An 18,414-nucleotide genomic window follows, 5' to 3' on the forward strand; every position below is an offset into this window, starting at 1 on the left:
GCTCACAGGAAGATGTGGTGCTCCTTCTGCACGAGTTCCTGCAGGAATTCGGCGACGGTGCGCACGCGCGTCAGGTCCCGCGCGCTTTCGTGCCAGGTCGTCCAGTAGGCACGGCGGATGGCGGTGCCGGGCAGCAGGCGGACGAGCTCGTCATGTTGCCGGGCGATGTAATCGTGCAGGATGCCGATGCCGGCGCCGGAACGCACGGCCTCCGTCTGGCCGGTGGCGCTGGAAATCTCGAAGCCCGCATCCCAGCTGCGCATGATCTCACCGGTGAAATTGAGCGAGGCGGTGAAGATCAGGTCCTCCACATAGCCGACCCGCCGATGGGCCTTGAGGTCCTCGACGGTTTGCGGCGTGCCGTTCTCTTCGAGATAGGCGCGCGAAGCATAGAGGCCGAGCGTATAGTCCGTCAGCTTGGCGGAGACGAGGCGTCCCTGCTCCGGGCGTTCCAGCGTGATGGCGATGTCGGCCTCGCGCTGGGAGAGCGAGAAGGAGCGCGGCACCGGCACGAGCTGGATCTTCAATTCCGGATGGCGCGCCGTCAGCCGGCCGAGGCGCGGCGCGAGGAAGGAGACGCCGAACCCGTCCGGCGCGCCGACGCGCACCGTGCCGGCGACGGCGGTATCGATGCGGCCGATGCTCGCCTGCACCGCCAGCATCTCCGTCTCCATCCGCTCGGCTGCGCGCAAGAAGGCCTCGCCCTCGGCGGTGAGCTCGCAGCCATTGGTCCGGCGGATGAGGAGCCGCGTCTTCAACGCCTCCTCCAGCGCGCTGACGCGGCGGCTGAGCGTGGCATGGTTCACGCCGAGGCGGCGGGAGGCGGCGAGGATCTGCCCGGTGCGGGCCACCGCCAGGAACATGCGGGCGTCATCCCAGTTCATTTTGCCTCCGACTTTAATTTCTGCACAACGGTTCCTTATCCAAGGTGATTGAGTTGTGCAAATTGAAGTGCGATGATCCTCTCACAACAAACGGAGGACTCCCATGTACGAGATCGGCCATTTCATCAACGGCGAGAAGGTCGCCGGCACCAGCGGTCGCACCGCAAACGTCTACAACCCTGCGACGGGCGAGGTTCAGGCGACGGTCGCGCTCGCCAACGACGCGGATCTCCAGGCCGCCATCGACAGCGCCAAGGCCGCGCAGCCGAAATGGGCCGCCACCAATCCGCAGCGCCGCGCGCGTGTCTTCATGAAGTTCGTCGAGCTTCTCAACCAGAACATGGATGAACTCGCCGTGCTGATCTCGCGCGAACACGGCAAGACCATCGAGGATTCGAAGGGTGACGTCATCCGCGGCCTCGAAGTCTGCGAATTCGTCATCGGCATTCCGCACCTGTCCAAGAGCGAGTTCACCGAAGGCGCCGGCCCGAACATCGACATGTACTCGATCCGCCAGCCGGTCGGCATCGGCGCGGGCATCACGCCGTTCAACTTCCCGGGCATGATCCCGATGTGGATGTTCGCCCCGGCCATCGCCTGCGGCAACGCCTTCATCCTCAAGCCGTCCGAGCGCGATCCGTCGCTGCCGATCCGCCTTGCCGAACTGATGATCGAAGCCGGCCTGCCGGCAGGCATCCTCAACGTCGTCAACGGCGACAAGGGCGCGGTCGACGGCATTTTGGCGCATCCGGACATCGCCGCCGTCTCCTTCGTCGGCTCCACGCCGATCGCCCGCTACGTCTACGGCACGGCCGCCGCCAACGGCAAGCGCGCCCAGTGCTTCGGCGGCGCGAAGAACCACATGATCATCATGCCCGACGCCGACCTCGACCAGGCCGCCAATGCCCTGATGGGCGCCGGCTACGGCTCGGCCGGCGAGCGCTGCATGGCGATCTCGGTCGCCGTGCCGGTCGGCGAGGAAACCGCCAACCGCCTCATCGAAAAGCTGACGCCGATGATCGAGAGCCTGCGCATCGGCCCCTATACCGATGAGAAGGCCGACATGGGCCCGGTCGTCACCAAGGAGGCCCAGGCGCGTATCCTCGGCCTCATCGACAAGGGCGTGGAAGAAGGCGCAAACCTCGTCGTCGACGGCCGCGGCTTCAAGCTGCAGGGTTATGAGGACGGCTACTTCGTCGGCGGCTGCCTGTTCGACAACGTCACGCCGGACATGGAGATCTACAAGACCGAGATCTTCGGCCCGGTCCTCTCCGTCGTCCGCGCCAAGAACTACGAGGAAGCCCTCGACCTGCCGATGAAGCACGAATACGGCAACGGCGTCGCGATCTACACCCGCGACGGCGACGCCGCCCGCGACTTCGCCAGCCGCATCAACATCGGCATGGTCGGCGTCAACGTTCCGATCCCGGTTCCGCTCGCCTACCATTCCTTCGGCGGCTGGAAGTCCTCGGCCTTCGGCGACCTCAACCAGCACGGCACGGACTCGATCAAGTTCTGGACCCGCACCAAGACCGTGACGAGCCGCTGGCCGTCCGGCATCAAGGGCGGCGCGGAATTCTCCATTCCGACGATGAAGTGATCCGTTCGACCGGATAGGATGGAAGGGGCTCCCGGATGGGGCCCCTTTTGCGTTGCGGGTTTTTTGTGCTCTGCGAAGAATAGCCATACGGCCCGGGCCGTTAAGCCCTCGTGTTCTATGCATTTGGAAGGGGCAAACGATATGGCATTTGCAGCATCCGCTGCGCCCGCGGGACAGGCGGGCGGTTTCCACCGCATCACGTTTACCGGCAAGGCGTCGGAATATTTCGGCATCTGGATCGTCAATGTGCTGCTGACGATCCTGACGCTCGGCATCTATTCGGCCTGGGCGAAGGTTCGGCGTAACCGTTACTTCTACGGCAACACCGTGCTGCTTGGCCGGTCGTTCGAATACCACGCCAAGGGGCTGCAGATCCTCATCGGCCGTCTCATCGTTCTCGGCGCCTTCGTCGCGCTCAACGTCATCGCGACGCTGGTACCGATCCTCGTGCTGCTGCCGACGCTGGTCGTGCTGATCGCGCTGCCGTGGCTCGTCGCCAAGGGCCTGCGCTTCTCCGCGCGGGTCACGAGCTATCGCAATGTGCGCTTCGATTTCGTCGGCGGGGCGGGCGGGGCCTTCAAGGCCTTCATCCTCGGCAGCCTGCTCGCCGTCATCACCGTCGGCATCCTCACGCCGCTCGCCAGCCGCTGGGTCTCGCGCTATGTCGGCTCGAACCTGCGCTACGGCGGCAAGGCCTTCGATACGGACCCGAAGCTCGGTCCGCTCTACAAGTCCTGGCTCCTGTCGTTCCTCATCGCGCTGGTCGGCCTCGGCATCATCGCGCTCATCGTCTTCATGAACCTCTCGCTGATCCTGCCGATGATCGAGACGCCCGGCGCGCTGACGCCGGAACAGCAGATCCCGCTCGTCATCAGCGCGGTCATCGGCTACATCGTGCTCTTCGCCACCTTCGGCATTGCGGGCCTCTTCTATCGCGCGGGCGTGCGCAACATCGCCTGGTCGGCAACCACCTTCGACGGCCAGCACCGCTTGCTGAGCGACGTCTCGCGCACCCGCTACACCTGGATCGCCATTTCCAACGTCATCGTCACGCTGCTGACCCTCGGCCTGATGCGGCCCTGGGCGGCGGTGCGCATGGCGCGCTATACGTGGGAGCATACCGGCGTTACCTTTGCCGGCGACATCGGCGAGCTGTTCAGCCGCATCGAGGCGCAGGGCTCGGCCGTCGGCTCCGAATTCATGGACTTTGAAGGTTTCGACTTTGGCTTCTGACAATGCCACCATTGCCAGCGGGGATTGGCATCCTGCCGGCTCCAGCCGCTCGGTCGAGGCCCGCCTCGTCGAGCGGGCCGGGGAAATCGCGGCGGTGCCGGTCGGCGGCGAGAAGCCGCTCGCCGGCGCGGGCCTCTCCTGGGTCGAGATTTCCGGCCGCGTCGGGGCCATCCCGCGCCGGGTAACCTTCCCGGACGGCTCGGTCTTCGAGACCTGGGACAATGACGGCATCGACCGGTATCTTGCGGCGCGCGGCAAGGGCGGTGCCGGCCTCGTGCACTGGCTGGAACAGTTCCGGCTCCGCCTCATCGTCATCGTGCTCGCCGCCTTCGTGCTCGGCGGCGCGGTCTATCGCTGGGGCGTGCCGGCGCTCGTCGAGCTCGCCATCCTCACCACGCCGCCGATCGTGCCGCAGCTGATGGCGCAGGGCACGCTGGAGGCGCTCGACCAGACGACTTTCTCGCCGACGAAACTGCCGGACGGCCGCCGCAAGGAGATCGCCGACGGTTTTGCCCGCATCGCCGCCCAGTCGCCGCGCGGGGCAGGGGCCTACAATCTCAATTTTCGCGACGGCGGCCTGATCGGTCCGAACGCCTTCGCGCTGCCGGACGGCACGCTCGTCGTCACCGACCAGCTCGTCGAGCTGGCGGGCAGCGATACGGAAATGATCGTGGGCGTGCTTGCGCACGAGATCGGCCATGTCGAGCTGGAGCACAGCCTGCGTCAGTTCTACCGCGCCGCCGGCATGACCGGCCTCATCATGCTGATCGCCGGCGACGTCGGCTCGGCGGTCGAGGACGTGCTGGTGCAGGGCGGCGGCCTGCTGGCGCTCTCCTATTCGCGCAGCGCGGAGGCCGAAGCCGACCGGCGCTCGGTCGAGCTGATGGCGAAGGCCGGGTTCGATCCCGCCGCGATCGCCCGCTTCTTCGGCCTGTTGGAGGAAAAGCTCGGCGACAGGGGGGACACCAACATCCTCTCCACCCATCCGGGCACGCCGCAGCGCAAGAAGGACATTATCGACTACAGCCGGATCATCACCGGCCAGTCGGATCCGGACCTGCAATGAACGAAAACGGCGGCCCGAGAGCCGCCGTTTCCTGGTTTGGCCTTGGGAGGCATCCCGTTACTGCGACGGACCGTCGTTGTAGCCGACCTTGTCCACCAGTTCCGATGCCTTCTTGCGGTTTGCCGCGATATCGACGAGCGGCAGGGCATCCGGCTTCAGCGTGCCGAAGGACTTGACGACGTCGGAGGGCTCCGCGCCCGGCAGGACCGGGTATTCGTAGACCTGCTCGGCATAGATCTGCTGCGCGGTGCCGGCCGACAGGAATTCCATCAGCTTCAGCGCATTGTCCTTGTTCGGGGCGTTCTTGGCGAGCGCCATGCCCGAGACGTTGACATGCGAGCCGCGGTCGCCCGCATTCGGGAACAGCACCTTGATGGCGGCTGCCCAGTCCTTCTGCTCCGGCTCCTTCTCGTTGGTCATCATCAGACCGACATAGTAGGAGTTGCCAAGCGCGATGTCGCATTCGCCGGCGAGGATCGCCTTGGCCTGGTCGCGGTCGCCGCCGTCAGGCTTCTTGGCGAGGTTGTTCTTCAGGCCCGTCAGCCACTTTTCGGCTTCGGCCTCGCCGTGGTGGGCGATCATCGAGGCGAGCAGGCCGATATTGTAGGAGTGCTGGCCGTCGCGGGTGCAAATCTTGCCCTTCCACTTCGGGTCGGCAAGCTCCTCGTAGGTGATCTCGTTCTGCGCGACGCGATCCTTGGACGCGTAGACGACGCGCGAGCGCGTGGTCAGGCCGAACCAGTCGCCATCCGGATCCCGGTACTGCGCCGGGATGTCCTTGTTGATGACGTCGCTCTGGACAGGCTGCGTGACGCCGCCTTCCTTGGCTTCCGTCAGGCGCGCGATGTCGACCGTCAGGATGACGTCGGCCGGCGAGTTCGCGCCTTCCGCCTGGATGCGCTCCACCAGGCCCTTGTCGAGGAAGAGCACGTTGGTGGTGATGCCGGTTTCCTTGGTGAATTCGTCGAGCAGCGGCTTGATCAGGTCCGGCTGGCGATAGGAGTAGATGTTGACTTCACCATCCGCGAGGGCAGGTGCGGCAAGCGCCAGACCGGCGGTCGAGAGGGCTAGGGCGGCGAGGGACGTCTTAAGCAGTTGCATCTGGTCCTCCTGGTGCATTTATTCTTAACTGCTAAAGTCGTGTTTAACGGCTTGCCCCTTGCAGTCAACCGTGCGATCCCTGCCATAACATGAATGTGATTTTCCGCTTTTTGGAATTGTTCTAAACAGTGAAGTGTCCTATATGTGTTCGGACTTGAAAACCGGATCCGGAGTTCCCGATGCGTCTGACGAAACAAACCAACTATGCGGTGCGCATGTTGATGTACTGCGCGGCGAATGGTGACAAACTCAGCCGCATCCCGGAAATCGCCAGGGCCTATGGCGTCTCCGAGCTGTTTCTGTTCAAGATTCTCCAGCCGCTGACGCGCGCGGGCATCATCGAGACGGTGCGTGGCCGCAACGGCGGCGTGCGCCTGCCGAAGCCCGCGACGGAGATCACGTTGTTTGACGTCGTGCGCGTGACGGAGGATTCCTTCGCCATGGCCGAATGCTTCGAGGCCGGCGAGATCGAATGCCCGCTGGTCGATAGCTGCGGTCTGAATTCGGCGCTGCGCAAGGCGCTGAACGCCTTCTTCGAAGTGCTGCAGCAATACACGATCGACGACCTCGTCAAGGCCCGCCCGCAGATCGGCATGCTGCTCGGCCTGGACACCGCGGTCGAGCGCCAGCCGGCCGCCTGACGCGCCTGGTGCCGGCGGTTATTCCCCGGCGCCGACGTCGCGCTTCACATATTCCTGCAGGATGAATTCGATGGCCGTCGGATCGAGTTCGGCCTTGTCGATGCGGAAGTCGACGCCGTAGTCGTCAATCTTCTGGAAATAGGCATCGCTGATCGACGACGAAATGACGCCGACCGGGCCGATATAGCCGTTGCGCCTGAGCTCCGGCACCGTCTCGCGAAAATCCGCCTGGGGCTGGAGCCGGTTGTCCATCAGGATCATGTCCAGCTGCACGCCGGACGCGCGGATGAAATCGAGCGCCGCCTCCACCGTCTCCACATAGTTGAGCGTGATCGCATAGCTCGAGACCTTGCGCATCAGCGCGCTGAGGATGACGTTTTCCGCAGGGTCGTCATCGACAAGCAGGATTTGCACGGGTGCGGTCATGGCGGTGGGTGAACCTGATTGCATCGAATGGTTGGCCGGAGGCCGCGGCTACTCTCATCCAGGCCGCGACCATTAACAAGTCCCTAACTCTGCTATCTCCGGCGTCACGGTGCTGTTTTGTGACGCTACTGGATGATCTGCTCGCGGATCGCTTTCGCGACCATTTGCGTGCGGTTCACCACGTCGAGTTTTTTCAGGATCGTCGCCGTGTGCGAATTCACCGTGTGTTCGGAGACCGAGACGATGAGGGCGATCTCGCTCGCCGTCTTGCCGTAGGAGATCCAGCGCAGGATTTCCGTCTCGCGCGGCGTCAGGCCCATGCCGGCCTTGTTGGCGAGCACCTTGCGGTAGAAATAGTCGAAGGCGCAGTTCGCTTCGTAGCAGATCTCGTAATGGGCGCTGCGGCCGATATCCTCGCCGTCGCCGAGGAAAAGCACCACATAGCGCGTGCCGGCGATCGAATGGACCGGAATGGCGAGCGCCATGTCGAAGCCGATCTGGTCGAGGAAGTCGCTGCTGCCGACCGTGCCGTTTTCGGGCGGGTCGTCGCTTCGCCAGACGGTCGGGATCGTCGACTTGTAGAAGCTCTTGAAGATGGCGGAATCGTTGAGGCGGTGGCGTTTGTCATAGGTTTCGGCAAGGCCGGCCGGCAGGTCGTGCAGCACGAGGCGACCGGCAAGGTGGCTGGTCTCGTGCTCGTTGGCCAGCTGGAGTATCCCGAAGTGTTCGAAGCCGTAACGCAGCGCCAGGGTATGGAAGATGCGAAAGAAATCGACGCGATTGAGAGCCTTCTCAAGATCGCTTTCGAAATCGTAGCGCCGGTAGTGTTTGTTCAAGACGGGCACGTGGTCTCTATCCCTGGGATTCCACGCGTCCAAATCTAACGCCGCAATCTCTGGCGGCAAAGGGTTTTACGGGACAATTTCACGCGCGCAGGGCACTTTTTTCCCGCGCTTCTGGCAAGATATTGAAAAGAAAAGAGAAAATGTAAGAGGGGCGGCCCTTCGCTTTTTTGCCCCGCCCTGCCGCCACAGCGCCGGGCCGCGAAGGGCCGCCCCTCTTGCCTCGTTGTCCCGTTATGACGCGGCGGGCGCGACGGCGCCATCCGTTCAGGTCGGGATTGACAGGAAAGCGGCGGGTGATTCGCGTTGCTTTTGAAGCCGTTTCTAATGCTGTGGAGAATAATGTTCCGAGGATTTTTCCGTTTGGACAAATTTGTTCGCGGACTTATTGCAATCCTGCGGCAAATGTCGTTCCATCCGCGCAAGGCCGGGGCTGGAACCGCACCCGAGCCCGCACAAGAGAACAAAAAAGCAAACCTGGGAAGCTCACTATGAAAAAGCTGACTACTCTCCTCGCAGCGACGGCGCTTGCCTCGTTGATGGGTACGGCCGCCTGGTCGAAGACCTTCGTCTACTGCTCGGAAGCCTCGCCGGAAGGCTTCGACCCCGGTCTTTACACGGGCGGCCAGACCTTCGACGCGGCCGCGCACACGGTTTACAACCGCTTGGTGGAATTCAAGCGCGGCACGACGGAAATCGAGCCTGCGCTGGCCGAGAGCTGGGATATTTCGGCTGACGGCAAGGAATACACCTTCAAGCTCCGCAAGGGCGTGAAGTTCCAGACGACCGAGTATTTCACCCCGTCGCGTGAGCTGAACGCAGACGACGTGATCTTCTCCTTCGAGCGCCAGTACAAGGAAGATAACGCCTGGAACAAGTACGTGCCGGGCGCATCCTGGGAATACTTCTCCGGCATGGGCCTGCCCGATGTCATCGAGAAGATCGAGAAGATCGACGACCTGACGGTCAAGATCACGCTGAAGCGCCCGGAAGCGCCGCTGCTCGCCAACCTCGGCATGCCCTTCATCTCGATCGTCTCGAAGGAATATGCCGACAAGCTGCAGGCTGACGGCAAGATGGAGCTGATGAACCAGCAGCCGCTCGGCACCGGTCCGTTCACCTTCGTCGCCTATCAGCCGGATGCTGCCATCCGCTACAAGGCCAACCCGGATTACTGGGGCGGCAAGCAGGCGATCGACGACCTCGTCTTCGCGATCACCACGGATGCCGCCGTTCGCGCGCAGAAGCTGAAGGCCGGCGAATGCCACCTGATGTCCTATCCGAACGCTGCCGACGTCGCCGAGCTGAAGGCCGATCCGAACCTCAACATCTCCGAGCAGGCCGGCCTCAACGTCGCCTACCTCGCCTATAACACGCTCGTCGCGCCGTTCGACAAGGTCGAGGTCCGCAAGGCCCTCAACATGGCGGTCAACAAGCAGGCCATCGTCGACGCCGTCTTCCAGGGCGCCGCGACCGTCGCCAAGAACCCGATCCCGCCGACCATGTGGTCGTACAACGATGCCGTCGAAGACGACAAGTACGATCCGGAAGCCGCCAAGAAGATGCTCGAGGATGCCGGTGTCTCCGGCCTCAAGATGAAAATCTGGGCCATGCCGGTAGCCCGTCCCTACATGCTGAACGCCCGCCGCGCGGCGGAACTGATGCAGGCCGACCTTGCCAAGATCGGCGTCGAGGTCGAGATCGTCTCCTATGAGTGGGCCGAATACCTGAAGCTCTCCTCCGACAAGGACCGCGACGGTGCGGTCATGCTCGGCTGGACGGGCGACAACGGCGACCCGGACAACTTCCTCGACACCCTGCTCGGCTGCGATGCCGTCGGCGGCAACAACCGCGCGCAGTGGTGCAACAAGGAATTCGACGACCTGATGACGAAGGCGAAGGAAACCGCCGACGTCGCAGAGCGCACGAAGCTCTATGAGGAAGCCCAGGTGATCTTCAAGCGCGAAGCGCCGTGGAACACCATCGACCATTCGCTTGCCGTCGTTCCGATGAGCAAGAAGGTTTCGGGCTTCGTCCAGTCCCCGCTCGGCGACTTCGTCTTCGAAGGCGTGGACATCGCCGAGTAATATCGGCTACGAGAAAGGGCACGCCGCAAAGAGCGTGCAGTGGCCGGCGGCTCGAAGAGATTCGGGCCGCCGGTTTTTCAAAATAAGAAGGGATTGGCTCCCATGTTTCGCTTTATCTTCGGACGGCTCGCCGTCCTGATACCCACGTTCCTCGGGGTATCGCTCATCGCGTTCTCCTTCATCCGCCTTCTGCCGGGCGACCCGGTCATGCTGATGTCGGGCGAACGCGTGATGTCGCCGGAACGACACGCCGAGCTTATGCACCAGCTCGGCCTCGACCGGCCCATGTACATCCAGTACTTCGATTATCTCGCAGGCCTGCTGACGGGCGACTTCGGTTCGTCCATCGTCACCAAGCGCCCGGTTCTCGATGACTTCCTTCAGCTCTTCCCGGCGACGATCGAGCTCTCGCTCTGCGCGATCATCCTCGCCGTCGTGCTCGGCATTCCGGCCGGCGTGCTGGCCGCGGTGAAGCGGGGGACCTGGCTCGACCAGTCGATCATGGGCGTCGCGCTCGTCGGCTATTCGATGCCGATCTTCTGGTGGGGCCTGCTGCTCATCATCTTCTTCTCCGGCTATCTCGGCTGGACGCCGGTCTCGGGACGCATCTCGCTGATGTACTTCTTCCCGCAGGTCACCGGCTTCATGCTGATCGACAGCCTGATCTCGGGCCAGGCGGGGGCGTTCAAGTCGGCGGTCACCTACCTGATCCTGCCGACGATCGTGCTTGCGACGATCCCGCTCGCCGTCATCGCGCGCCAGACCCGCTCGGCCATGCTCGAAGTGCTCGGCGAGGACTATGTCCGCACCGCCCGCGCCAAGGGCCTGTCGCCGTTCCGCGTCATCGGCATCCATGCCCTGCGCAATGCGATGATCCCCGTCATCACCACGATCGGCCTGCAGGTCGGCGTGCTGCTCGCGGGCGCCATCCTCACCGAGACGATCTTCTCCTGGCCGGGCATCGGCAAGTGGATGGTCGACAGCGTCTTCAAGCGCGACTATGCCGTGGTGCAGGGTGGCCTGATGCTGATCGCCGCCGTCATCATGATCGTCAACCTCGTGGTCGACCTGCTTTACGGCTGGGTCAACCCGCGTATCCGGCACTAGGAGGCGATCCATGAGCACGGTTCAAAACACGGCCGACACCAAGACGGGTGGCACGCGGCCCTCGGGCCTTTCCGAATTCTGGTTCTATTTCTCGCGCAACAAGGGCGCCGTCATCGGCCTCTTTGTCTTCCTGGTCATCCTGTTCGTCGCGGTCTTCGCGCCCTTCGTCGCGCCGCACAGCCCGAGCAGCCAGAACCGCGAGCTGCTTCTCCTGCCGCCGGTCTTCCAGCAGGGCGGCATGTGGGGGCACATTCTCGGCACCGACGCCGTCGGCCGCGATATCCTCTCGCGCCTCATCTACGGCGCACGCTTCTCGCTCTTCATCGGTCTCGTCGTCGTGACACTGTCGGTGGTCTCGGGCGTGCTGATCGGTCTCGTCGCCGGCTATTTCCGCGGCAAGGTCGATACCTTCATCATGCGCATCATGGACATCATCCTGGCGTTCCCCTCGCTGCTGCTCGCCCTCGTGCTGGTGGCGGTTCTCGGCCCCGGTCTGCTCAACGCCATGATCGCCATCTCGCTCGTCAACCAGCCGCATTTCGTGCGCCTGACGCGTGCGGCTGTCATGACGGAGAAGTCGAAGGACTATGTCGTCGGCTCGAAGGTGGCCGGCGCCGGCACCTTGCGCCTGATGTTCATGACGATCCTGCCGAACTGCCTTGCGCCGCTCATCGTCCAGGCGACGCTCGCCTTCTCGGCGGCGATCCTCGATGCGGCCGCGCTCGGCTTCCTCGGCATGGGTGCCCAGCCGCCGACGCCGGAATGGGGCACGATGCTCGCCGAGGCGCGCGAATTCATCCAGCGCGCCTGGTGGGTCGTCACCTTCCCCGGCCTTGCCATCCTCATCACCGTGCTTGCCATCAACCTCATGGGTGACGGCCTGCGCGACGCCCTCGATCCCAAGCTGAAGAGGTCGTGATGTCGCTTCTTGAAGTCAAAAACCTCATCGTCGAATTCCAGACGGCCTCCGGTCCTTTCCGCGCCGTGGACGGCGTTTCGCTCAAGGTCGACGAGGGCGAAGTGCTCGCCATCGTCGGCGAATCCGGCTCGGGCAAGTCGGTCTCCATGCTCGCCGCCATGGGGCTTCTCCCGTGGACGGCGAAGGTGACTGCCGACGTCCTCACCTTCAACGGCCGCGACATGCAGGCCATGTCGGACAGCGACCGGCGCAAGATCATCGGCAAGGACATCGCCATGATCTTCCAGGAGCCGATCGCCAGCCTCAACCCTTGCTTCACGGTCGGCTACCAGATCGAGGAAGTGCTGCGCATCCACACGGATCTCTCCCGCAAGGCGCGGCGCGACCGGGCGATCGAACTCTTCCAGTCGGTCGGTATTCCGAACCCGGAAGAACGCCTCGGCCACTTCCCGCACCAGATGTCGGGCGGCCAGTGCCAGCGCGTGATGATCGCGACCGCCCTTGCCTGCAATCCGAAGCTGCTCATCGCCGACGAGCCGACCACCGCGCTCGACGTGACGATCCAGAAGCAGATCCTCGACCTCCTGATGAAGCTGCAGGCCGAACACGGCATGGGCCTCATCATCATCACCCATGACATGGGCGTCGTCGCCGAAACCGCCGATCGCGTCATCGTGCAGTACAAGGGCCGCCAGATCGAGGAGGCCGACGTGCTGTCGCTCTTCTCGGCCCCGAAGAGCGTCTATACCAAGGCGCTGCTTTCGGCCCTGCCGGAAAATGCCACCGGCGAGCGCCTGCCGACGATCACGGAAAAGCTGACCGACGCCGAGATTTTCGCAGGAGCAGTCCGATGACCCCTGTTCTCGAAGCACGGAACCTGAAGCGCGACTACCATATCCCGGGAAGCCTGTTCAAACCGGCCAAGACCGTTCACGCCGTCAAGGGCGTGAGCTTTACGGTCGAGCAGGGCAAGACGCTCGCCATCGTCGGCGAAAGCGGCTGCGGCAAGTCCACCCTTGCCCGCATGGTCACGATGATCGATCCGATCACCGAAGGCGACATGCTGATCGACGGCCGCAAGGTCGATATCGCGCATGAGCCGCTGACGGCCGAAATGCGCAGCAAGGTGCAGATCGTCTTCCAGAACCCCTATGGTTCGCTCAACCCGCGCAAGAAGATCGGCGACATCCTGACGGAGCCGCTGGTCATCAACACCAAGGTGCCGGCGGGCGAGCGGCGCGACCGCGCCATGGCCATGCTGAAGAAGGTGGGCCTGGAGGAGAAGCATTACGGGCGCTATCCGCACATGTTCTCCGGCGGCCAGCGCCAGCGCGTGGCGATCGCCCGCGCGCTGATGCTCAATCCGCGCCTTCTGGTGCTCGACGAGCCGGTCTCGGCGCTCGACCTTTCGGTCCAGGCCCAGGTGCTGAACCTACTCGCCGACCTGCAGGACGAGTTCAAGCTCACCTATGTCTTCATCAGCCACGACCTTTCGGTCGTGCGCCACATCGCGGACGACGTGATGGTGATGTATTTCGGCGAGGCGGTGGAATACGGCAGCCGCGACCAGGTGTTCGGAAACCCGCAGCACAGCTACACGAAGACCCTCTTCGCCGCGACGCCCCGCGTCGATGTGGACGCCATCCGCGCCCGCATCGAACGCCGCAAGCGCGTGGCGTAAGGACGGACAGCCCGTGACGGCGGCCCGCGCGATCGTCGTCATGGGCGTTTCCGGCTCCGGCAAGACCTCCGTCGCCGAGGGCCTTGCCGCCGCCCTCGGTGTCGCCTTCATCGAAGGCGACAGCCTGCATCCCGCCGGCAATGTCGAGAAGATGTCCCGCGGCATCCCGTTGACGGACGAGGACCGCTGGCCCTGGCTCGACACGATCGGCCGGGCGCTTGCCGAAAGCCTTGGCGCCGGAAAAACCGTCGTCGTCTCCTGCTCGGCCCTGAAAGGGGCCTATCGCGACCGCCTGCGCCGGGCTGCCGGCGGGCCGCTCGCCTTCGTCTTCCTCAAGGGCAGCCGCGATCTGCTCATGACCCGCATGGCGGCACGGCACGGTCATTTCATGCCCGCGAGCCTGCTCGACAGCCAGCTTGCCACGCTGGAGGATCCGTCCGGCGAACCGGGTGTCGTGACCGTCGGGATCGACGCCTCCGTCGCAGCGATCGTCGCTGCGGCGCTCGATGGGTTGAAGGCATTGGGCTGACCCCGGTGCGGGGAATTTCCCCACCCTGCCACTGGCGCCCGCGCGCGCGGCCTCGTATAGACGGCGGGCCGCAGGCTTTGCGTGCCGGCGGCCTCCCGCCAAGAATTTCAAGACCTGACAGGAACGAGACATGGATATCAAACGCTTTGAAACCGGCCCGCGCATGAGCCAGGCCGTCGTGCACAACGGCACCGTCTATCTGGCCGGCCAGGTCGGCGAGGCGGGTTCGGACGTCACCGAGCAGACGAAGCAGGCGCTTGCCGAAGTCGATCGCCTGCTGGCGCTCGCCGGCACGGACAAGACCCGCATCCTCTCCGCCCAGATCTGGCTCGCCGACATGGCCGACTTTTCCAAGATGAACGCCGTCTGGGACGCCTGGGCGCCGCAGGGCCACACCCCGGCCCGCGCCACCGGCGAATCCAAGCTGGCAACCCCGGACTACCTCGTCGAAGTCATCGTCGTCGCCGCGCTTTAAACCCCGCGTTTCGGCTGAAACGGAAAAGGCCCGCGCAAGCGGGCCTTTCTCATTTCTGGACTTCGCCTTCAGGCCGATTTCGCCAGCCGCGCCTGCTCGTCGAAGAACAGGGCCTGGCTGATCAGCGCCTTCACCATGTCCGGATTGAACGGCTTGGTGACGAGGAAGGCCGGCTCGGGCTTCTCGCCGGTGAGCAGCCTTTCCGGGAAGGCGGTGATGAAGATTACCGGGATCGTGCTGTTCTTCAGAATGTCGTTCACCGCATCGATGCCCGAGCTGCCGTCGGCGAGCTGGATATCGGCCAGAACCATGCGCGGCGAGGTGCGGTGGTAGAGCTCCACCGCCTCCGAATGGGTGCGCGCGATACCCGTCACATTGTGGCCGAGACCCTTCACCATGTCCTCGATGTCCATGGCGATCAGCGGCTCGTCCTCTATGATCATGATGTCGGTCGCCACCTGCCGCGAGATGTCGCGCGAGGCCTCGTCGAGCAGGGCGGCGAAGCGTTCTTCCGATATGTCGAGGATGTCCGCGCCTTCGGCAAGGTCGAAGCCCTCGACGGCGACCAGCAGGAAGGCCTTGCGTTCCGCCGGCGGCAGGTTCGCGAGGTTGGCGGCCGCCTGGCGCTCCCAGCCGAAGGGGGATGTGTTGTCCGGCAGCGTCACGTCGAGATTTTCGAAGAGCGTGCAATAGAGCCGGTAGAGCGCAATCCGGTCGCTTCGCCCCTCCGGATAGAGCGTGATATCGGCAACGAGCGCTTCGAGCATGGCCGCGACATAGGCGTCGCCCGAGGTCTGGGAGCCCGTCACGGCACGGGAAAACCGCCTGAGATAGGCGAGATGCGGTGCGATACGGGTGGAAAGTGACATTTAGTTCTCCCTGAATATGTTCCGCATCGGAACCGTTTCCGCTAGAATTCACCATGCGGAAACCTATTACTAGCATTCTAAGTCTGACTTGCTATTGGGAATCTTGGGCAAAAGGAAGATAGCGGGTGGCATCGGATGGAAACAAGGCCATGATCGAGCCAGGTAAAGAGAAGAAGCGCGCGCGGCGGGAGGCACCCGTCAAGGCTGCGTTCGACCCGAACGGCCCGGTCGGCCGCAAGCTCAAATCCTTCTACGATGTGATCGAGACGGAACCCGTGCCCGATCGCCTTCTCGATCTTCTGGAAAAGCTCGACGAGGCCGAGCGCCGGGCCAAGAGCGGTTCCTGAAAACATCCATTCCTTCCAGTTCCAGACATCAAGAAACGGGCCCGAGGGCCCGTTTCCTTTTTGGTGATCCGGCGCCGTGTCAGCGGCAGCGTGCTTCGTAGCGGCGGCCGTAGCGGTCGCGGTAGATGCAGTAGCCGCTGCGGTCGGAGCGGGCGATGAGATAGCCCGCCGCGCCGCCGATCGCCGCCCCCGCAAGCGCGCCGCCGGCACGGCCGGTGACGACGCCGCCGATGATGGCGCCCGTGCCCGCGCCGATCGCGGTGCCGCGCTCGGTCTGGGTGCAGGCGGTGAGCGTCACCGTGGAGGCGACAAGGGCAAGCGCGATGATGGTGTTCTTCATGGTTCCGGCTCCTGGCTTGGTTTGGGGATCAGATACGTCCCATGAGGACGAGGATGAGAAGGATGAGCACGATCAGCCCGAGGCCGCCGGAGGGGCCGTAACCCCAGCTTCGGCTGTATCCCCAGTTCGGCAGCGCGCCGATCAGAAGCAGGATGAGGATGACGAGGAGAATGGTGCTGAGCATCGGTGCTTCCTTTCGCGTCCGGTTCGCTTTCGAGCGATGGGCCGACAACGGGCCGCGACGGATTTTGTTCCCGAAAATGTGACAACGCCGTCATTGGCCACGCCCGGAACTTTCATCGCCCCGCTCCGTTTCCCGTCCCGACCGATGGGCGGTGACCCGCGGGTGATGGAGAGTGAAATGGAACACATAGCCGCAATCATGCTTCTGGTCGGCTGCAGCCATGGCGGCCTCACCTGTGAAGAACTGCAAGCGCCCCAGGTGGCGTTCGAGACCATGGAAGAGTGCGTCGGCGCGCTGCCGGCGGCGCTCGGCGGAGCGGGCGCCGGCAAGCGCCTCGTGCACGGCCACTGCGCAGCGGTCGATCCCGCCTGGGTCGAGGAGGATGTCGAGATCAGTTGGCGCCTCAGCCGGCAGAACGGCCTCGAAGTCCATGTCCGGCAGGTCGATCCGCCGGCAAAGGACGTCATCGTCGCCGACAGCGCCTATCCGGGCGGTGCGGCACGGATGCACTGACCTGCCGGGGAACCTTTCCGGCGCCCACCGGTTTCCCTCCGGTAAACGCCATGCGTTCAACGGAACAGAAAGGACAGCGACATGAACTGGGACATCATCGAAGGCAAATGGAACGAGTATAAGGGCAAGGCCCAGGCCCAGTGGGGCAAGCTCACCGACGACGATCTCGATGTCATCAACGGCCGCCGTGTCGAGCTTTCGGGCAAGATTCAGCAGCGGTACGGCCTCGCCAAGGAAGAGGCGGAGCGGCAGATCGACGACTGGACGCGCCGTCACTGACACATGTCCAGCCGAAGCGGCTTCGCTCCGGCGCCGGACAATGCGGTAAAAAACCCCGGGCACGTCCGGTTTGCCGGAATTTCCCCGGGGACAGCGCCGATCACATAGACGACCGCCATGCCGTCGCAGCCGAGGGGCCGCGGCGGCATCGCTTTTTTGAAGAAGAAAACGTCATTCTATTCAGTTTGGGTGCCGGGAACCTTTTTCAAGCGTCATCGTTTCTACAACGATACAAGGAAGGAGTTCGAAAATGCTCTATTATGCTGTGGTCTTTCTCGTGATTGCTCTTGTCGCCGGCCTGCTCGGCTTCGGCGGCATTGCCGGTGCTTCGGCCGGCATCGCACAGATCCTGTTCTTCGTCTTCCTGGCCCTTCTGGTCCTTTCGCTGATTGCGGGCCTGTTCCGAAGGGCATAAGGATGAAGCGTACCGGAAAAGGGCGGCGTTCGCGGACGCCGCCCTTTTTGCATCTGCGAACGACCCTTGCGGGGCTTCGAGCCATTGGTTAACAACGGGTGAATTTGCCGAATCCCTTGGAGCCTGATCGATGAAATCCCTCGAACTCCTGGTCGAACGCATCATCCTGTCGAGCCGCTGGATCCTGGTGGTCTTCTATCTCGGCCTCGTCGCGGCGCTTGCCGTCTATGCGGTGTCGTTCCTCTACAAGTTCGGCAAGGTGGCGATGAACGTCTTCGTCTTCGACGATGCGGAGATGATCCTCGCCATGCTCGGCCTGATCGACGCCGCACTGGTCGCCAGCCTCATCCTGATGGTCATGATCGCCGGCTACGAGAATTTCGTCAGCCGCTTCGACGATGCCGAGGCCGATGTCTCCTTCCTCGGGAAGCTCGATTCCGGCAGCCTGAAGATCAAGGTCGCCTCCTCGATCGTCGCGATCTCTTCGATCCACCTGCTGCAGGTCTTTCTCAACGTGCAGCAATATACCGATGCCAAGCTGATGTGGCTGACACTCATGCACCTCGCCTTCGTTGTCTCTGCCGTGCTGCTCGGCTTCCTCGAGCAGATCATGGGCAAGCTGAAGGGCTGATGCCTTGCCGGACCGGCAGGGGAGGGGGCGCCGCAGACATCCGCCGGCGCCTTTTTCTTTGTTGGAAAGTCAAGCGAAAGTTCCGGCCTTTCCCCGACATTCCACCTATGCACCGGTCGATTTGTGCTGCCGTCGAGCAGATGGCAGCGGGAATTCTGGTTTTTGATCATTTGGACAAGATTTTGGCAGGCGATCCGTGGCTCTGGAGGGGTGTTTTCGTGCCTTTCGGGGCTCTGTCCGCCAAT

Annotated in this window: 23 protein-coding genes; 16 read left to right on the plus strand and 7 right to left on the minus strand. The window is 63.5% G+C overall.

Annotated elements, in window-relative coordinates:
• Nucleotides 1-2: 2 nt before the first annotated feature.
• Entirely contained in the window at nt 3-884 is an 882-nt protein-coding gene (locus tag AABF56_RS23065) for a LysR family transcriptional regulator (RefSeq protein ID WP_272804455.1), read from the minus strand.
• A 103-nt stretch (nt 885-987) separates the two neighbouring features.
• Here AABF56_RS23065 and AABF56_RS23070 point away from each other — a divergent pair, with 103 nt between their 5' ends.
• The 3 genes from AABF56_RS23070 to AABF56_RS23080 all read left to right on the plus strand — a co-directional run bounded on the left by AABF56_RS23070 (nt 988) and on the right by AABF56_RS23080 (nt 4,783).
• The gene (locus tag AABF56_RS23070) at nt 988-2,484 is read left to right on the plus strand and encodes a CoA-acylating methylmalonate-semialdehyde dehydrogenase (protein ID WP_272804456.1); all 1,497 of its coding nucleotides are present in this window, start codon (nt 988-990) and stop codon (nt 2,482-2,484) included.
• A 141-nt stretch (nt 2,485-2,625) separates the two neighbouring features.
• Nucleotides 2,626-3,717, plus strand: coding sequence for a YjgN family protein (locus AABF56_RS23075; RefSeq protein WP_272804457.1), 1,092 nt, complete (start codon nt 2,626-2,628; stop codon nt 3,715-3,717).
• A complete protein-coding gene (locus AABF56_RS23080; RefSeq protein WP_272804458.1) occupies nt 3,707-4,783 on the plus strand; it encodes a M48 family metallopeptidase in 1,077 nt (358 codons plus the stop codon). The genes AABF56_RS23075 and AABF56_RS23080 overlap by 11 nt, the downstream gene beginning before the upstream one ends.
• 57 nt (nt 4,784-4,840) lie before the next feature.
• On the opposite strand, the gene AABF56_RS23085 is transcribed toward AABF56_RS23080, so the two are convergent.
• Nucleotides 4,841-5,884, minus strand: coding sequence for a Fe(3+) ABC transporter substrate-binding protein (locus AABF56_RS23085; protein WP_272804459.1), 1,044 nt, complete (start codon nt 5,882-5,884; stop codon nt 4,841-4,843).
• A gap of 179 nt (nt 5,885-6,063) precedes the next feature.
• On the opposite strand from AABF56_RS23085, the gene rirA reads away from it, so the two are divergent.
• The gene (rirA, locus tag AABF56_RS23090; protein WP_272804460.1) at nt 6,064-6,525 is read left to right on the plus strand and encodes an iron-responsive transcriptional regulator RirA; all 462 of its coding nucleotides are present in this window, start codon (nt 6,064-6,066) and stop codon (nt 6,523-6,525) included.
• 18 nt (nt 6,526-6,543) lie between these two features.
• Here rirA and AABF56_RS23095 read toward each other — a convergent pair whose 3' ends face one another.
• Entirely contained in the window at nt 6,544-6,951 is a 408-nt protein-coding gene (locus AABF56_RS23095) for a response regulator (RefSeq protein WP_244767603.1), read from the minus strand.
• Between the two features lie 125 nt (nt 6,952-7,076).
• Nucleotides 7,077-7,796 (minus strand): helix-turn-helix transcriptional regulator, encoded by a 720-nt coding sequence (locus AABF56_RS23100; RefSeq protein ID WP_244767604.1) that lies wholly within the window; start codon nt 7,794-7,796, stop codon nt 7,077-7,079.
• A 488-nt stretch (nt 7,797-8,284) separates the two neighbouring features.
• On the opposite strand from AABF56_RS23100, the gene AABF56_RS23105 reads away from it, so the two are divergent.
• From AABF56_RS23105 to AABF56_RS23135, 7 genes are all read left to right on the plus strand, one after another.
• A complete protein-coding gene (locus AABF56_RS23105; protein WP_272804461.1) occupies nt 8,285-9,880 on the plus strand; it encodes an ABC transporter substrate-binding protein in 1,596 nt (531 codons plus the stop codon).
• A gap of 102 nt (nt 9,881-9,982) precedes the next feature.
• Nucleotides 9,983-10,987, plus strand: a complete 1,005-nt coding sequence (locus AABF56_RS23110; protein WP_272804462.1) for an ABC transporter permease subunit — start codon at nt 9,983-9,985, stop codon at nt 10,985-10,987.
• 10 nt (nt 10,988-10,997) lie between these two features.
• Nucleotides 10,998-11,906 carry an ABC transporter permease subunit gene (locus AABF56_RS23115; RefSeq protein ID WP_272804463.1) on the plus strand — a complete coding sequence of 303 codons (909 nt, stop codon included), beginning with the start codon at nt 10,998-11,000 and terminating at the stop codon, nt 11,904-11,906.
• Nucleotides 11,906-12,760 (plus strand): ABC transporter ATP-binding protein, encoded by an 855-nt coding sequence (locus tag AABF56_RS23120; RefSeq protein WP_272804464.1) that lies wholly within the window; start codon nt 11,906-11,908, stop codon nt 12,758-12,760. Before AABF56_RS23115 ends, AABF56_RS23120 begins: the two co-directional genes overlap by 1 nt.
• Nucleotides 12,757-13,587, plus strand: a complete 831-nt coding sequence (locus AABF56_RS23125; RefSeq protein WP_244767607.1) for a dipeptide ABC transporter ATP-binding protein — start codon at nt 12,757-12,759, stop codon at nt 13,585-13,587. The genes AABF56_RS23120 and AABF56_RS23125 overlap by 4 nt, the downstream gene beginning before the upstream one ends.
• Before the next feature lie 40 nt (nt 13,588-13,627).
• A complete protein-coding gene (locus AABF56_RS23130) occupies nt 13,628-14,116 on the plus strand; it encodes a gluconokinase (protein WP_272807403.1) in 489 nt (162 codons plus the stop codon).
• 130 nt (nt 14,117-14,246) lie between these two features.
• Nucleotides 14,247-14,591: a RidA family protein gene (locus AABF56_RS23135; RefSeq protein ID WP_134649753.1), complete on the plus strand. Its 345-nt coding sequence runs from the start codon at nt 14,247-14,249 to the stop codon at nt 14,589-14,591.
• A 68-nt stretch (nt 14,592-14,659) separates the two neighbouring features.
• Here AABF56_RS23135 and AABF56_RS23140 read toward each other — a convergent pair whose 3' ends face one another.
• Nucleotides 14,660-15,460 (minus strand): response regulator, encoded by an 801-nt coding sequence (locus AABF56_RS23140; protein WP_244767608.1) that lies wholly within the window; start codon nt 15,458-15,460, stop codon nt 14,660-14,662.
• Between the two features lie 149 nt (nt 15,461-15,609).
• On the opposite strand from AABF56_RS23140, the gene AABF56_RS23145 reads away from it, so the two are divergent.
• Nucleotides 15,610-15,807, plus strand: coding sequence for a NepR family anti-sigma factor (locus tag AABF56_RS23145; RefSeq protein ID WP_244767609.1), 198 nt, complete (start codon nt 15,610-15,612; stop codon nt 15,805-15,807).
• Between the two features lie 79 nt (nt 15,808-15,886).
• Here the strand turns inward: AABF56_RS23145 and AABF56_RS23150 are convergent, their stop codons facing one another.
• Together AABF56_RS23150 and AABF56_RS23155 are read right to left on the minus strand one after the other, a co-directional pair.
• Nucleotides 15,887-16,147 (minus strand): YMGG-like glycine zipper-containing protein, encoded by a 261-nt coding sequence (locus tag AABF56_RS23150; RefSeq protein ID WP_023514829.1) that lies wholly within the window; start codon nt 16,145-16,147, stop codon nt 15,887-15,889.
• Between the two features lie 28 nt (nt 16,148-16,175).
• On the minus strand, nt 16,176-16,331 hold the full coding sequence (locus AABF56_RS23155) for a DUF3309 family protein (protein WP_023514830.1): 156 nt from the start codon (nt 16,329-16,331) through the stop codon (nt 16,176-16,178).
• Nucleotides 16,332-16,508: 177 nt separating this feature from the next.
• Between AABF56_RS23155 and AABF56_RS23160 the strand changes: the two genes are divergently transcribed.
• The 4 genes from AABF56_RS23160 to AABF56_RS23175 all read left to right on the plus strand — a co-directional run bounded on the left by AABF56_RS23160 (nt 16,509) and on the right by AABF56_RS23175 (nt 18,169).
• Nucleotides 16,509-16,844: a hypothetical protein gene (locus AABF56_RS23160; protein ID WP_272804465.1), complete on the plus strand. Its 336-nt coding sequence runs from the start codon at nt 16,509-16,511 to the stop codon at nt 16,842-16,844.
• 81 nt (nt 16,845-16,925) lie between these two features.
• Entirely contained in the window at nt 16,926-17,123 is a 198-nt protein-coding gene (locus AABF56_RS23165; RefSeq protein WP_064332396.1) for a CsbD family protein, read from the plus strand.
• A gap of 250 nt (nt 17,124-17,373) precedes the next feature.
• Entirely contained in the window at nt 17,374-17,538 is a 165-nt protein-coding gene (locus AABF56_RS23170) for a DUF1328 domain-containing protein (protein ID WP_023514833.1), read from the plus strand.
• 130 nt (nt 17,539-17,668) lie between these two features.
• Nucleotides 17,669-18,169: a TIGR00645 family protein gene (locus AABF56_RS23175; protein WP_244767611.1), complete on the plus strand. Its 501-nt coding sequence runs from the start codon at nt 17,669-17,671 to the stop codon at nt 18,167-18,169.
• Nucleotides 18,170-18,414 lie beyond the last annotated feature (245 nt).

The organism is Shinella sp. WSC3-e (assembly GCF_945994535.1).
GTDB lineage: Bacteria > Pseudomonadota > Alphaproteobacteria > Rhizobiales > Rhizobiaceae > Shinella > Shinella yambaruensis.